The 14,720-nt window shown below is 34.7% G+C and carries 14 protein-coding genes and 1 other annotated feature; all 14 genes read right to left on the minus strand.

Features of this window, described 5'->3' with window-relative positions:
* Positions 1-37: 37 nt before the first annotated feature.
* The 14 genes from uvrC to KPF49_RS04785 all read right to left on the minus strand — a co-directional run bounded on the left by uvrC (position 38) and on the right by KPF49_RS04785 (position 14,714).
* Positions 38-1,822 carry an excinuclease ABC subunit UvrC gene (gene uvrC / locus KPF49_RS04720; protein WP_183672750.1) on the minus strand — a complete coding sequence of 595 codons (1,785 nt, stop codon included), beginning with the start codon at positions 1,820-1,822 and terminating at the stop codon, positions 38-40.
* A 53-nt stretch (positions 1,823-1,875) separates the two neighbouring features.
* Positions 1,876-2,190 carry a thioredoxin gene (gene trxA / locus KPF49_RS04725; RefSeq protein ID WP_183672749.1) on the minus strand — a complete coding sequence of 105 codons (315 nt, stop codon included), beginning with the start codon at positions 2,188-2,190 and terminating at the stop codon, positions 1,876-1,878.
* A 183-nt stretch (positions 2,191-2,373) separates the two neighbouring features.
* A complete protein-coding gene (locus tag KPF49_RS04730) occupies positions 2,374-4,695 on the minus strand; it encodes an endonuclease MutS2 (protein WP_183672748.1) in 2,322 nt (773 codons plus the stop codon).
* A gap of 6 nt (positions 4,696-4,701) precedes the next feature.
* A complete protein-coding gene (polX, locus tag KPF49_RS04735; protein WP_183672747.1) occupies positions 4,702-6,393 on the minus strand; it encodes a DNA polymerase/3'-5' exonuclease PolX in 1,692 nt (563 codons plus the stop codon).
* Between the two features lie 45 nt (positions 6,394-6,438).
* Complete coding sequence (locus KPF49_RS04740; protein WP_183672746.1) at positions 6,439-6,966, minus strand: CvpA family protein; 528 nt, start codon at positions 6,964-6,966, stop codon at positions 6,439-6,441.
* A 3-nt stretch (positions 6,967-6,969) separates the two neighbouring features.
* Positions 6,970-7,227, minus strand: a complete 258-nt coding sequence (gene zapA / locus KPF49_RS04745; RefSeq protein WP_183672745.1) for a cell division protein ZapA — start codon at positions 7,225-7,227, stop codon at positions 6,970-6,972.
* A gap of 119 nt (positions 7,228-7,346) precedes the next feature.
* Positions 7,347-9,746, minus strand: coding sequence for a phenylalanine--tRNA ligase subunit beta (gene pheT, locus KPF49_RS04750; RefSeq protein ID WP_183672744.1), 2,400 nt, complete (start codon positions 9,744-9,746; stop codon positions 7,347-7,349).
* Positions 9,733-10,785: a phenylalanine--tRNA ligase subunit alpha gene (gene pheS / locus KPF49_RS04755; RefSeq protein WP_183672829.1), complete on the minus strand. Its 1,053-nt coding sequence runs from the start codon at positions 10,783-10,785 to the stop codon at positions 9,733-9,735. Before pheS ends, pheT begins: the two co-directional genes overlap by 14 nt.
* Before the next feature lie 296 nt (positions 10,786-11,081).
* Positions 11,082-11,798 carry a TrmH family RNA methyltransferase gene (locus KPF49_RS04760; protein ID WP_183672743.1) on the minus strand — a complete coding sequence of 239 codons (717 nt, stop codon included), beginning with the start codon at positions 11,796-11,798 and terminating at the stop codon, positions 11,082-11,084.
* Positions 11,792-12,862: a M42 family metallopeptidase gene (locus KPF49_RS04765; RefSeq protein ID WP_183672742.1), complete on the minus strand. Its 1,071-nt coding sequence runs from the start codon at positions 12,860-12,862 to the stop codon at positions 11,792-11,794. The genes KPF49_RS04760 and KPF49_RS04765 overlap by 7 nt, the downstream gene beginning before the upstream one ends.
* A 94-nt stretch (positions 12,863-12,956) precedes the next feature.
* The gene (gene rplT, locus KPF49_RS04770) at positions 12,957-13,313 is read right to left on the minus strand and encodes a 50S ribosomal protein L20 (protein WP_183672741.1); all 357 of its coding nucleotides are present in this window, start codon (positions 13,311-13,313) and stop codon (positions 12,957-12,959) included.
* 20 nt (positions 13,314-13,333) lie between these two features.
* The gene (rpmI, locus tag KPF49_RS04775; RefSeq protein ID WP_183672740.1) at positions 13,334-13,537 is read right to left on the minus strand and encodes a 50S ribosomal protein L35; all 204 of its coding nucleotides are present in this window, start codon (positions 13,535-13,537) and stop codon (positions 13,334-13,336) included.
* Between the two features lie 25 nt (positions 13,538-13,562).
* Complete coding sequence (gene infC, locus KPF49_RS04780; RefSeq protein ID WP_183672739.1) at positions 13,563-14,090, minus strand: translation initiation factor IF-3; 528 nt, start codon at positions 14,088-14,090, stop codon at positions 13,563-13,565.
* Positions 14,091-14,103: 13 nt separating this feature from the next.
* Positions 14,104-14,227 (minus strand) — a sequence feature (ribosomal protein L20 leader region).
* Between the two features lie 52 nt (positions 14,228-14,279).
* Positions 14,280-14,714 (minus strand): PH domain-containing protein, encoded by a 435-nt coding sequence (locus tag KPF49_RS04785; protein ID WP_183672738.1) that lies wholly within the window; start codon positions 14,712-14,714, stop codon positions 14,280-14,282.
* Positions 14,715-14,720 lie beyond the last annotated feature (6 nt).

A 14,720-nucleotide genomic window follows, 5' to 3' on the forward strand; every position in this document is an offset into this window, starting at 1 on the left:
CTCCTCATTACTTAAATCAAGATTGATTAAAGCCTTTTCACTTATTATTCTGAAGTTTTTCAACGATTCTTTCAGCGACGTTTTCAGGAATTCCAATTCTTTTAAAGTCTTCAACTGATTTAGTTTTTATATTTTCAACAGATCCAAATGCTCGTAATATCGATTGTTTACGTTTTGGTCCTAAACCTTCAATATCATCTAGCGCTGAGCGAAATGCTGATTTCTTACGCGTATTTCTATGAAATGATATCGCAAACCTATGGACTTCATCTTGTATTCTTTGGAGTAAATAAAATGTTTGTGAGTTTTTCTTAAGGGGAACAATTTCAGCATTATCACCATACAATAATTCTGCTGTATTATGCTTATCGTCTTTTTTAACTCCTGCTACGGGGATAAAAACTCCCAGTTCATCTTTTAAAATACTTTTTGCAGCATTCATTTGACCAATTCCACCATCGACAATAATAAGATCTGGAAGCGGAGAGCCTTCACGTAATACACGGCTATAACGACGTCTGATGACTTCTCGCATCGATTCATAGTCGTCCGGTCCTTCGACAGTTTTAATTTTATATTTTCGGTATGATTTTTTATCTGGTTTACCATCAATAAATGTGACCATCGCACTAACGGGATCTGCACCTTGAATATTCGAGTTATCAAACGCTTCGATATGTCTTGGTGCTTCGATGTTTAATACGTCACCGAGCGTATCAATTGCCTCAACCGTTCGCGCTTCGTCTCTAGCAATAATTTCAAAGCGGTTTTTAATTGCAATTTCAGCATTTTTATTAGCAAGATCTACCATTTCTCGTTTACTCCCGCGTTTTGGTGTGATAACTTTCATCGGTAGCGCTTCTTTTAAGATTGACGGGTTAATTGCTACTGGTAAATGAACTTCTTTTGGCTTCAAGTTAGAATCTAACTCATAAAACTGATATACAAAACGGTTAAATTCTTCTTCGACGGTGTCATTCATCGCAAACATTTCTGCTTTTTTCTCAATCAATTTACCATTCCGTACAAGTAAAACACTAATGGACATCCAGCCATTATAAGTAAAATAGCCAAATGAGTCTCGAGCTGTCATATCGCTTGTTAACATATTTTGTTTTTCCATCGTTGCATTTATATGATGAATTAAATCACGGTATTCTTTGGCACGCTCAAACTCTAACTCTTCAGCTGCTTTATTCATTTTATTCGTTAATTCATCAACGACAGATTTCGTATCACCGCTTAAAAAGTTCGTAATTCCTTGAATCATTTCTTGATTTTGTTTTTGAGTGACCTCGTACACACAGGGCCCTAAGCATTGACCAATATGATAATAAAGACATAAACGGTCTGGCATTGTATCACATTTTCTTAACGGATAAATACGGTCAAGAAGACGTTTTGTCTCGTGAGCACTATATGCGTTTGGATAAGGTCCAAAATATGTTCCATTACTTGGCTTAACAGTACGTGTCACAAGTAATCTCGGATGCTTTTCTTTTGTAATTTTTATAAACGGATAGCTTTTATCGTCCTTTAAAAGGATGTTATACCTTGGCTGATGTTTTTTAATGAGTGTATTTTCAAGTAATAGTGACTCAACTTCAGAGTCAGTAACAACAAAATCAAAATCGACGATATCACTTACAAGTCTCATCGTTTTTTCATCGTGAGCACCGGTAAAATATGATCTTACTCGATTTCTTAAATTTTTAGCTTTACCGACATATATAATTACATCGTTTTTATTTTTCATTAAATAACAACCAGGTTCTTTTGGTAAAACCGAAAGTTTTAGTCGTAATTGTGAGTTGTCTGTCATACATCATCCCTCAATTGATATAAAAAAAGCCGCTGATGCGGCTTAAAAATTTATTAGATATGTTTTTCGATTAAAGAAACAAGTTGTTCTTTCGGTTGGAAACCTACAACTTTGTCAACTTCTTCTCCGTCTTTCATTAAGATAAGTGTTGGAATTGACATTACACCATAGTCAGCAGCTGTTGCTTGGTTTTCGTCAACGTTAACTTTAACGATGTCCGCTTTACCTTCAACCTCAGTTGCTACTTCTTCTAATACAGGTGCAATCATTTTACAAGGTCCACACCATGGTGCCCAAAAGTCAACAAGTTTTACACCTTCACTAATTGTTTCTTTAAATTCTGCATCATTTGCTTCAATAATTGCCATTTTGATTTGCCTCCAAATTTTATTGTTCTTTTATTATAACAGGTTTTATTATATAGAAAAATATTATGCTTATACTTATTGGAAGACCGTTAAATATAAAATTCCAGATATAAACATGATAATTGCAAAAGCAATTAATACTTTCGCTAGTTTATACATATCAAAGTTATCTATTTTAAACACCTACTTCATTGTAACAATGGTTACACCAAATCCGCCCTCATTTGGCATCCCTTGTCTAAATGATTTTACTTTACTATGCTTTTTTAGCGTTTTCTCTACCGCTTCTTTTAAAGCTCCGGTTCCTTTACCATGAATAATTTCTACTTCATTTAAATTCGATAAAACAACTTGGTCTAAATATCTGTCTAAACGTATCACAGCGTCTTCATATCTCTCACCACGTAAATCTAAACTCGATGAAACACTTTGACTTCTGACACGTCTAGAGACCACCGGTTTTTGCTTTTTCTCTTTACGTTTCTTTAACTCATTACGTGGGACTTTCATTTTTATAATACCCATTTGCACAGAGATTTCGTCACCTTCAATATCGATGACTTCACCTTTTTGACCGTATGATAGTACATCAACAGAATCTCCAATTTCTAATGTTGACGTATCGTCAGATTTTACGTCTTTTTTAATATCTTTTTCGTAATAACTATCTGTTAATTCTTTTTTAGCGTCAATGAGTTTATGTGACTCGATATGGTCGACACCGAGTTCTTTCATTAATTCTAATTCCTCAATGATGCGAGATGCTTTATCTTCTGATGCTTTAATAATACGATTTGCTTTTTCTTCAGCCGCTTCAACTAGGCGTTCTTTTTGATTTTCATAATCTTTTAAGTAACTATTTAACTCTTTATATAATGCTTTAGTATTTTCGAGTAACTCGTGCGTTTGTCTTTCATTTTCTCTCGCTTCTTTCGTATGAGATTCTAGCGATGATATCATCTCATTAATTTCATAATTATCTCTACCAGACAGTTCTTCCGCTCGTCTAATTACAGACTCTTCCAAGCCAAGTTTTTCAGAGATTTTAAACGCGTTAGACTTACCTGGTATCCCCATCATCAGTCTATATGTTGGAGATAACGTATCGACGTCAAATTCCATAGAAGCATTTATAACGTCATCACGGCTATATGAAAATGATTTAAGCTCTTTATAGTGAGTCGTTGCGATTGTACGTATATTTTGGTTTAACAAGAATTCTAATATACTAATCGCAAGAGCTGCACCTTCTTCAGGATCTGTGCCTGCACCTAACTCATCTAGTATGACTAAACTATCTTTTGTCGCGACGTTTAATATATGACTAATATTTGTTAAATGACTAGAGAATGTCGAGAGTGACTGTTCAATCGATTGCTCGTCTCCAATATCTGCATAGACGTTATCAAATATCGGCAGTCTTGATCCGTCCATAGCTGGAATTGGAATACCACTTTGTGCCATTAAGACACATAAACCAATAGTTTTAATTGTCACTGTTTTACCACCGGTATTCGGTCCAGTAATAATAACAGATAAGTCATCGATAAATACATCATTTTTAACAACTTCATCGATATCGATTAGCGGGTGATACGCTTGTGATAGATGAAAATCTATATCTCTATCGACTCTTGGTATTGTCCCTTTAATCGAATTACCGTATTTTGCTTTTGCGTGAATTAAATCGAGAGTGTGTAGTATATCGTCAATACGTAATAATTCTTCTCCTTCAGCAACGGCACGGTTTGTCAGTTCTGCTAGAATCTTTTCAACTTCTACGTTTTCTTTCTCTCTTAATCTAGAAATCTTATTTGATAATTCGACAATTGCCATCGGTTCGATATACACCGTTTGTCCAGTCGCACTCACGTCATGGACAATCCCTTTGACTGAACTTTGTGAGTCTGCTTTAACAGGTAATACGTATCTGTTATTTCTCATCGTAATAATTGAATCACTTAAATGTTTACTCGAACGTCTTAAAATATCGTTTAGTCTCGTACGAATCGAACTTTCTTCACGATTTATTTGTCGTCTAATTTTTAACAACTCGTTAGATGCGTGATCGAGTACACCATTTTCGTCTACTGTACTATTAATTTCTTTATAGAGTGCTTTATCTTCAGGAAGTTCGTTTGTATATACTTCAATCGATGAAAGTTCTATGTCATCTTCTTTAAATGCTTCAACCGTATCAATCAGCATATCTTTACGATTTAACATACCTTTAATTTTTAGAAATTCGCTAACTGTTAATACGCTACCGATTTGTGCACGCTTAACGAATCCTTTAATATCCGTAATGCCTGCCATCTCTAAATGTTGGTGTCTAAGAATCGTTAAAATATCATCTGTTTCGCTTAAATTTCTTTTAACGACTTCAGGTGATGTTTCAAATAAATCGACAGATATTTTACTTTTTGTCTTATCACTCACTGCATAGTCTTTCACACGCTCGAGTATTTTATTATATTCTAGTGCGCGAATTGAACGCTTATTCATAAATTATCACTTACCATCTTCTATAAATTGTTTAAACTCTTTTCTAGTTTTTGTATTTAATACTTGTGCTTTATTGATTAGACCTTTTTGTAGTGTCGCGATACCATACTTCATAAATTCTAAATGATCTATGTGGTGGGCATCTGTATTTACTGTTAACATTACGTCTTTACCGTAAATAACGTCACTTGATAAGTCTAAACGCTGCGGATTTGCATTAACTTCTAATATTGTATTTGTCTCTTTTGCGAGTTTAAGTAAAGCTTCGATGTCTACTTTGTATCCCTCACGTCGACCAATTAATCGGCCTGTTGGATGTGCAATATGTCTGACATACGGATTTTCCATCGCTGATTTTAAACGATGCATAATTTCTTCAGCCGTTTGATTAAAGTTTGAATGGATACTCGCGATAACGTAATCTAACTCTTTAAGTATATCATCAGAGTAATCTAGAGTACCATCGGCTAAAATATCCATTTCTGTCCCTGCATATACATCGATTTCATTATATTCATCATTAATTTTACGAATTTCTTCAATTTGTTTTAGCAATCTCTCGTCACTTAAGCCATTAGCAACGGATAGATTTTTTGAGTGATCAGTAATCACTATATACTCATATCCACGTTCAATACATGCTTCAACCATTTCTCGAATATTATATGCACCATCACTATATGTCGTATGCATATGGATGTCGCCTTTAATATCGTCAAGTGTGACAATATTACTTATATCTATATCAATTTCACTGCCATTTTCACGCATTGCTGGTGGGTAAAATGGTAAATCAAAATGATTATAAAATTCCGCTTCACTTTTGAACGTGATAACTTCTCCGTCATGTTCAACACCGTACTCGTTAATTTTTTCATTTCTTTCTTTAGCAATCTGACGCAGCCTTACGTTATGTTCTTTACTTCCAGTAAAGTGTTGAAGTGTTGAATAATACTCATCACCACTTACTAAACGAAAATCGACTTGAATCTTTGTGAGTCCTTCTTCGTACATAATAGACGTTTTCTTTTCACCTTTAGCAATAAATGACTTAAAAAAACTAGCGGTTTCAATATCTTTTATAAACTGCTCTGCCTCATTTGTTTTAACAATAAAGTCAATATCTCCACTCGTTTCGGCTAAACGTCTTGCACTCCCAGCAATGTCGAACGTTTCAATATAATCTAGATTATTTAAAAATTCTTCAATTGTTTCACTAATATGAATTACAGTATTAATTGGGTAACGTTTAACATCACTTAACTCTAGTAAACCATTTAATATATTTTCTTCAGTTTTCTTACCAAAACCAGGTAACTTTTGAAGTTTACCTTCACGTAAAAAATTTTCTAATTCGTCTAACGTACTGATTCCAGTGGTTTTATATATCTTTGCTACTCTTTTCGCGCCGAGTCCAGGTATTTTTGTCATATAGGTGAGTCCAACGGGTGTTTCTTCTTTTAACTCATTTAAAAGGCTACTTTCCCCTGCTTCTATATATTCCTCAATTACTTCTCTCGTTCCTTTACCGATTCCTTTAATATCAGAAAAACTTTCAATTTCTGATAACGAACGCTGATCTCTTTCTAGTGCCGCTGCTGCTTTTCTATAGGCAGAAACTCTAAATCCGTTTTCTAAATTTAATTCTAAATATGTAGCGATATCTTCGAGTAGTCGGATAATGTCCTTTTTCGTCATAACTTTTTCCTCCATAAAAAATAGGGCCTTCTGGCCCTATTTAAATTATATTTGTGACCAGTCTTTTAACTTGTCAGAAATAATTAGCGTATGATCCATTATAAACGTTGCTAGTTGAGAATTTGAGATTTCTTCTTGTAAACCGGTAGACGGTACTGTTGCTAAAAAGAACATAATAACTGCGAGTACATAAACACATTCAATTACTCCAATAATCGTACCGATAATTTTACTACGCTTTCTCTCAAATATAATTTGATTGACAAAGTCAAATACGCTAACGATGATTTGAATAATTAATTTAGAGACGATAAAAATGAATAAAAAAGCAGACATATAGTAATATGCTTGTTCTAAATCTTGAATAGTTGGTAAAACGACATTCTCTACTTCAGATACACTCGACGGATATGGCATGATTAATTCTAGTTTATTTCCGAGCGTTTCATAGTTCAGTCTTGCGATTACCAATGCTGATACTGTGCCAAGAAAGTGTAATAACTGTAATAATCCGCCACGTCTAAAACCGACGATTCCACTTAGGATAATAAGTATTAATATAAGTAGTGTCATAGACTACTCCTTTAGCTCTTTTAGTTCTTTTAATACTTTATCATACTTTTCTTCGAGCTGAATATACTCATCCATTAAATTCACGCATGTTAATACTGCCTTACGATGTAGGTCAAGTCCAGCATTCATACGCGCAACTTCACACAACTTATCATCTACCGCATCAGCAACATACTCTAAATATTCTTTATCGTTTGAACCAACTAAAGTGTATTCACTATTGTAAATTTTTACAGATACTCTATTCTTTTTATTGTTCATAGTAATCTCTCTTTTTCTTTCAATAATTCATTTAAATTTATTTTAATTATACTGAACAGTGTGCGTATTCACAACAATTCTAATTCAATTATTGAAAAAAGAGGCAATTATGCCTCTTTTTACTCGCGGATTGTAAATCCTTCTTCTTCAAATCTTTCTAACACTGGTTCATGTGCTTCTTTAACGTCACTGTCTTTAAGTGTATCCTCTTTATTTTGATAAATTAAGTGTAATGCAATTGATTTTTTATCATTGTCGATATGTTCACCTTCATAAACATCAAATGGATATACTTCGACTAAGTAGTTTGGACGTAATGACCAAATGAGGTCAATAATCGATTGTGATGTTACATCTCTAGGAACTTCTAAAGCAACGTCTCTAGAAATTGAAGGGAATTTAACAATCGGTTCGTATATGATAGATTCACTCTTATCTAATACATGTTCTAAATCAATTTCAGCCACTGTCGTTTGACCTAAGTCATGTGCTTTACTATATGTCGGGTGGAGTTCACCAATGACACCGATATTCACATCGTTTAGATAAATATGTGCACTACGACCTGGGTGAAGTTCTTCGTAGTCAGTAGTTGCTTCAAAACGAACATCTTTTAATAAGTTAAACTCTGTAAAAATAGCTTCAATAATACCTTTTATATGATAAAAGTCAGGTTCATGACTCGTATTTAACCACTTCGTATCATTGACTTTTCCTGTTGAAAGTACTGCGAGTTTTTGAATTTCATCTGGTAATTCGGTTTGACCATTCGTTTTAAATATATTCCCGATTTCAAACAACTCAATACGTTCTTGCATACGGTTTTTATTGTAAACTGCGTTATCTACAAGATGCGGGATCAGACTTGTTCTTAATACAGAATGCATTTCACTCATTGGCATATTAAGCTTAAGTCCTTCATTTAATGTCGTAAATTTACCAATATTTTCTTCGCTTGTTAATGCATAGTTAATCGCTTGACTAAAACCGTTAGACATCAGCAACTCACGCATACTTCTCGTTTTAACTTGAGCGTCTGTTAACTGACCTGGTGTAATCTTACTATATTTAGGTAACGTTGACGGAATATTATCGTAACCGTAAATTCTCGCAACTTCTTCAGAAATATCTTCTTGAATTTTTAGGTCATCTCTTCTAGACGGAATGTAGCACGTTAGTTCATCGTCACCTTCAGCTTTTATTCCGAGATGTTCTAATATATCTTTCACTTCTTTAGAAGATAACTCTAAACCAAGTCTCTTATTTAAGAAGCTCACTGATGTATGAATTATAGTATCCTCAAGATTTAACGTTCCGTCAGATAAAAGTTGTGCTTCAACTTCACCACCTGCATACTTTTCAAGTAAGTGTGCGGCACGGTTTAGTGCTTTTAATACGAATACGTGTGATACTCCCTTTTCAAAACGTTGTGATGCTTCACTACGTAAGTTTAAACGTGACGCAGTTTTACGAATACTCACTGGATCAAAAAGTGCAGATTCAATTACGACATTTTTTGTATCATTTTTAACTTCAGAAAAGTCTCCACCCATAACTCCAGCTAAAGCGACTGGTTCTTTACCATTAGTAACGACGATATCTGTATCTAGTAACTCACGCTCTTTACCATCTAGAGTCGTCATTTTTTCACCGTTTTTAGCATGGCGCGTCACAATTTTTGTGCTACCGATTTTATCATAATCAAACATATGAATTGGTTGACCAAATTCAAGTAATACGTAGTTTGAAATGTCTACGACGTTATTAATTGGACGAATACCTGCTTTAATTAAACGAATTTGCATCCATAAAGGACTTGGTTTAATTGTTACATTTTTAACGATACGCGCACCGTAATATTGTACACTCTCTTCATCATCAATCGAAACTGATAGTAGAGACGTGTCACTCGTTTCATTAAACGACTGATCTGGTTCAGTGACTTCTCCACCAAATAACGCACGTGCTTCGTACGCACTACCAATCATTGATAATGCATCTTTTCTATTCGGTGTTAAGTCATACTCTAATACATAATCATTTAAGTACAGTGCCTCTAACGCATTTTGACCTGGTGCAATATTGTCAGTTTCAGTAAAGATAAAGATTCCATCTTCAAATTCTTTCGGGCTTAAATCTTTTGGAATACCTAGTTCTTCTAAACTACAAATCATTCCTTCAGACTCTACACCACGAAGTTTTGCTTTACGGAGTTTAAGTCCAGGAATCTCTCCACCTACTTTAGCAACAATCACGTAAGTATCTGCTTGAATATTTGGTGCACCACATACGATCTGTACTGTGTCGTCGCCAATATCCACTTTTGTAACGTTTAATTTGTCAGCATCAGGGTGCTTATCACACTCTTTAACGTAACCAACGACGACATCTTTCACTGTTTCTGTATAGTCGATAATATCATCAACTTCAATACCGCTTCTTGTAATTGTTTCACTTAATTCGTGTTTTGAAACATCTAGCGGGATAAACTGATCTAACCACTCTTTAGATACTTTCATGTTTAACCCCTCTTTCTTCAATATATTTAAACTGTTCTAAGAAATTTAAATTGTTTGTGTACATATGACGGATGTCTTCAATACCGTAATATAACATTGCAATACGGTCTGGACCCATACCAAACGCAAAGCCACTATACTCATTACTGTCAAACCCTGCCATTTCTAATACGTTCGGGTGCACCATACCAGCACCAAGTATTTCTATCCATCCAGATTGTTTACATACGTTGCATCCTTTACCGCCACATTTAAAACATGATACGTCTACTTCAACACTTGGTTCAGTGAACGGAAAGTAACTTGGACGTAAACGAATTTCACGGTCTTGACCGAAAATTTCTTTTAAAAATAACTCTAACGTTCCTTTTAAATCTGCAAGTGATACGTTTTTGTCAACTACAAGTCCTTCGATTTGAGTAAATTGATGTGAATGTGTTGCATCGTCACTATCACGGCGATACACTTTACCAGGACAAATAATTTTAATTGGTCCTTCACCATTTGCTGCATTTAATACACGTGCTTGTACTGGTGAAGTGTGCGTACGCAGTAACGTTTCGTTTGATATGTAAAACGAATCTTGCATGTCGCGTGCTGGATGTGTTTTTGGTAGGTTTAATGCTTCAAAGTTATAATAGTCACTTTCAACTTCATAACCTTCATACACTTCATATCCAAGCCCAACAAAAATATCCTCGATACTGTCGATAATATGTTGAAGCGGGTGTTTACCACCAATTGGACGTTGTCTACCAGGTAACGTCACGTCGATCGTTTCACGCTCTAACTTTTCTTTTAATAATCTTGCTTCAATTTCTTCAATTCCATTTTCAATTCTTTCTTGAATCGACTGACGTAACTTGTTTACACGCTGACCGAAATCTTTTTTATCTTCATTTGGGATTTCTTTCATATGTTGCATTAACGTCGTAACAGTTCCTTTTTTACCTAAAAACTTTACTCGTAAATCGTCGAGTTGTTTACGATCATTTACATCTTTAAATAGCGATTCAAATTTTTCTTTAATCGCATCCATATCAATGTCTTTATGGTTCAATTCATTCACCTCATTATAATTTTTTGCATATAAAAACTCCGTCCAAATAAATAGGACGGAGTTCCGTGGTACCACCTAAATTCCTGTTAAACAGGCACTCTCATTTTATAAGGAAATGACCCTTTAACTTCATCTGCTAGGTGAACCCTGACTATAGTATGAGAATACTTCCACCGATGTATTCACTCTCTGGTCATACTAATGTTGTCATTTATGCCTACTTCACTTGAAGTTATTATTTAATTAAGTAAATTATACAATATTTTTTAAAAAACTTAAAGGCTATACTGATGCATTAAAATTCCACCAGCAACAGAAACGTTTAAACTTTCTGCATGACCTGGCATATCGATTTTTACTTTGTAGTTTGCATGACTTAATACGTCATCACTTACACCTTGTCCTTCATTACCAAGAACAATCATTATTGGACCAGTGATTTTGTTTTTGTTTAGAGGTTCTCCTTGAAGGTCTGTCGTTAATACAATTCCGTCGAAATTGTTAATGGCTCCGATTAAATCCGTATCTTCAATCGATACGTGAAAGTGACTGCCTTGACTACTACGTAGAACTTTATCACTATACGGATCAACAGTGTCTTTTCCAATTAATATACGCTTAAAGTTAAACGCATCAGCTGTTCGAATTAAAGTTCCGAGATTTCCAGGATCTTGAACACCGTCTAAAGCGAGAATTCGATTACTATCGACAGTTTGAGTGTTCATTTCAACTACTGCGATAATACCAGGTGGTGTAACAAGTGTTGAGAGTGACTTCATAACGTTTTTAGTCACAACTGTCGTTTTTAAATCAAAGTTAAACTCACTATTTTCTAATACAAATAACTCTAATATATTTGCATTCCACTTCAGCGCTTCTTCAATTAAATGTTCGCCTTCAATTAAAAATTGATTGGCTTTTAGACGCCCTTTTTTCGTCAACAGTTTGCGTACAGCTTTAATACGCTTATTATCTTTAGATGTAATTACCATTTAATTTCGTCAACGACTTCATCGTTTAATGATTTTACAATCTCAACGACAAGTTTAACAGCGTTTTTAAAGTCATCACGGTGCATAATACTAACGTTTGAGTGCATATATCTTAATGGCACACCAATCGCAAGTGATGGTACACCATCATGCACAGTATGGAAGCGCCCAGCATCTGTTCCACCACCAGGAATTGCTTGAAGTTGTACGTCGATTCCTTTTTCTTCAGCAAGCTTTTGAACATGTTTTCTAAATCCTACGTGACCGATATTTGTCGCGTCTAAAATGACGAGTAGTGGACCATCTCCAAGTACTCCTACACCGTCACTTGTTTGAAGTCCTGGAGTATCTGTTGCGATACCAACATCAATCGCAATCGCGAGATCTGGATTCACTTTATGTGCAGCAGTCTGTGCACCACGTAGTCCAACCTCTTCTTGAACAGTTGCACCACTCACTAAGTTAACATCTATTTCTTCATTCTTTAACTCGTTTAACACTTCAACAGATAATGCACAACCAAATCTATTGTCAAATGCTTTTGCTAAAACGTAATCCTTGTTTGCCATCTCAGTAAATTCAGTATACGGCACGATCATGTCACCAGGTTTAACCCCAAGTGATTCTGCTTCTTCTTTATCTTTAACTCCGATATCTAAATACATATCTTTAATATCAACGGTTTTATTTCGTGCTTCAGGTGATAACATATGAGGCGGTGTAGAACCAACGACACCAATGTATTCACCGTTATCAGTAACAAGTGTCATTTTTTGTGATAAAATCACCTGGCTCCACCAACCGCCGATTGGTGTAAATTTAATGAATCCTTTGTCATCAATTTGAGTGACCATAAATCCGATTTCGTCTAAGTGACCACCGATTAAAATCGTACGCGATCCGTTACCTTTTTTCTTACCGAATACACTACCTAAGTTATCTTCAATAATTTCATCTGATACTGGAGTTAAATATTCTTTCATTAATTTTTTAACATCATATTCAAAACCAGAAATTCCATTCACATCTGTCAGTGATTTTAATAATTGTAATTGCTTATCCATATGTATCCCCTTTCTTATATAAACTTTATTTTAGCATATTATTATATTATATATAAAAAAATCCACATTGAATGAATCAATGTGGATCGTTAAATTATTTTAAAGCATCTTTTGCTTTGTTTACTAATTCTTCGAATGCTTTTTCATCGTTAATTGCGATTTCAGAAAGCATCTTACGGTTCATTTCGATACCTGCAAGTTTAAGTCCGTTCATTAAACGGCTATAGCTGATGTCGTGTTGACGTGCAGCTGCGTTAATACGTGCAATCCATAATTTACGGAATTCACGTTTTCTATTTTTACGGTCACGGTATGCATACTGACCTGATTTAATTACTTGTTGCTTAGCAACTCTATATAAATTACCTTTGGCACCGAAGTAGCCTTTTGATTGTTTTAATAATCTTTTACGTCTTTTGTGAGTAGTTAATCCTCTTTTTACACGAGCCATTATTGTTCCTCCTTAATGAATTATTTACCAGCTCTAGCGAGTAAATGTTTTAGTCTTTTAGCGTCTGATTTCGCAACTAATGCTGGTTGACGAAGTTTACGCTTTTGTTTTTTAGTTTTGTTTGCCATTAAGTGGCTAGTGAACGCTTGTGAGCGTTTGAAATTACCAGCTGCTGTTTTCTTAACACGTTTTTTGTAACCTTTATGAGTTTTCATTTTAGGCATGATAAATTTCCTCCAAAATCAAGTATTATTTTTCTTTTTTAGGTGCTAAAACAAGGAACATAGAGCGCCCTTCCATTTTTGGACGAACCTCAATTTCTCCTTCTTCTTTAAGCGCTTCAGCAAATTTAACAAGTACATCTCTTCCGATGTCTTTATGTGTAATTGCACGGCCTCTGAAACGAATTGAAGCTTTAACTTTATCACCTTTAGATAAGAACTTCTTCGCTTGATTTGCTTTAGTGTTAAAGTCGTGTTCTTCAATTGTTGGAGAAAGACGTATTTCTTTAACGTTAATGACACGTTGTTTTTTACGTGCTTCTCTCTCTTTTTTCTGTTGCTCATATTTGTACTTACCGTAGTCCATAATACGCGCAACAGGTGGTTTCGCATTTGGCGCAACTAAAACGAGGTCAAGATCTACTCTCTCTGCCATTTCTAGCGCTTCTTTTTTAGACTTAATACCGAGCTGTTCGCCATTTTGGCTGATTAATCGAACTTCTTTTGCACGAATACGATTATTAATAATTGCTTGGTCTTTTGCTATTGTTGACACCTCCAAAAATTTAACGAACAAAAAAGAGCGAGTGCATAGCTACACCCGCTCTCTGAAATAGACACTAATGTGTCCAGTCCCGAAAAACCCTTTTACCTTAGGCTTAGGGTGTGAAGCGGGAGCTTCAACTTGTCCGTTCAATTCAACTCTTATAACTATATACTAAGTTTTAATATAAGTCAAATATTTTTATAAATTAAATTTCGCTTTGACTGCTTTTTTCTTTAACTCTTTTAAAAATGCTTCTTTTTCTCTCGGTGAAACTTTTACGTTATCATAAACGCCACCTGTGTAATCAATTTGTATCGCGTCTTCACTTTTTGCTGCTTTATTTCCACCGACGATAATATCCTCTGTCAATTCGACATGTGTAATTGCATCATAATAAATTTTTGATTTTTTAATCCCGTTATGAATAATCAATTGATGATCAGTAAACACATATTTTACAGGTTTAAATGTATTCACTAGTACGATAATGATAATGAGTAATATCGATACAGAAATTCGATATAACGAAATATCTCGAAACATTCCGAGTAAAAGTATAATAACAGTCGGTACAACGAATAATAAAATGTTGTACCGAATGAATTTACTGCCGTATTTTGAATAATAGGTCATATAATC

The organism is Nosocomiicoccus ampullae (assembly GCF_019357495.1).
Taxonomy (GTDB): Bacteria; Bacillota; Bacilli; order Staphylococcales; family Salinicoccaceae; genus Nosocomiicoccus; species Nosocomiicoccus ampullae.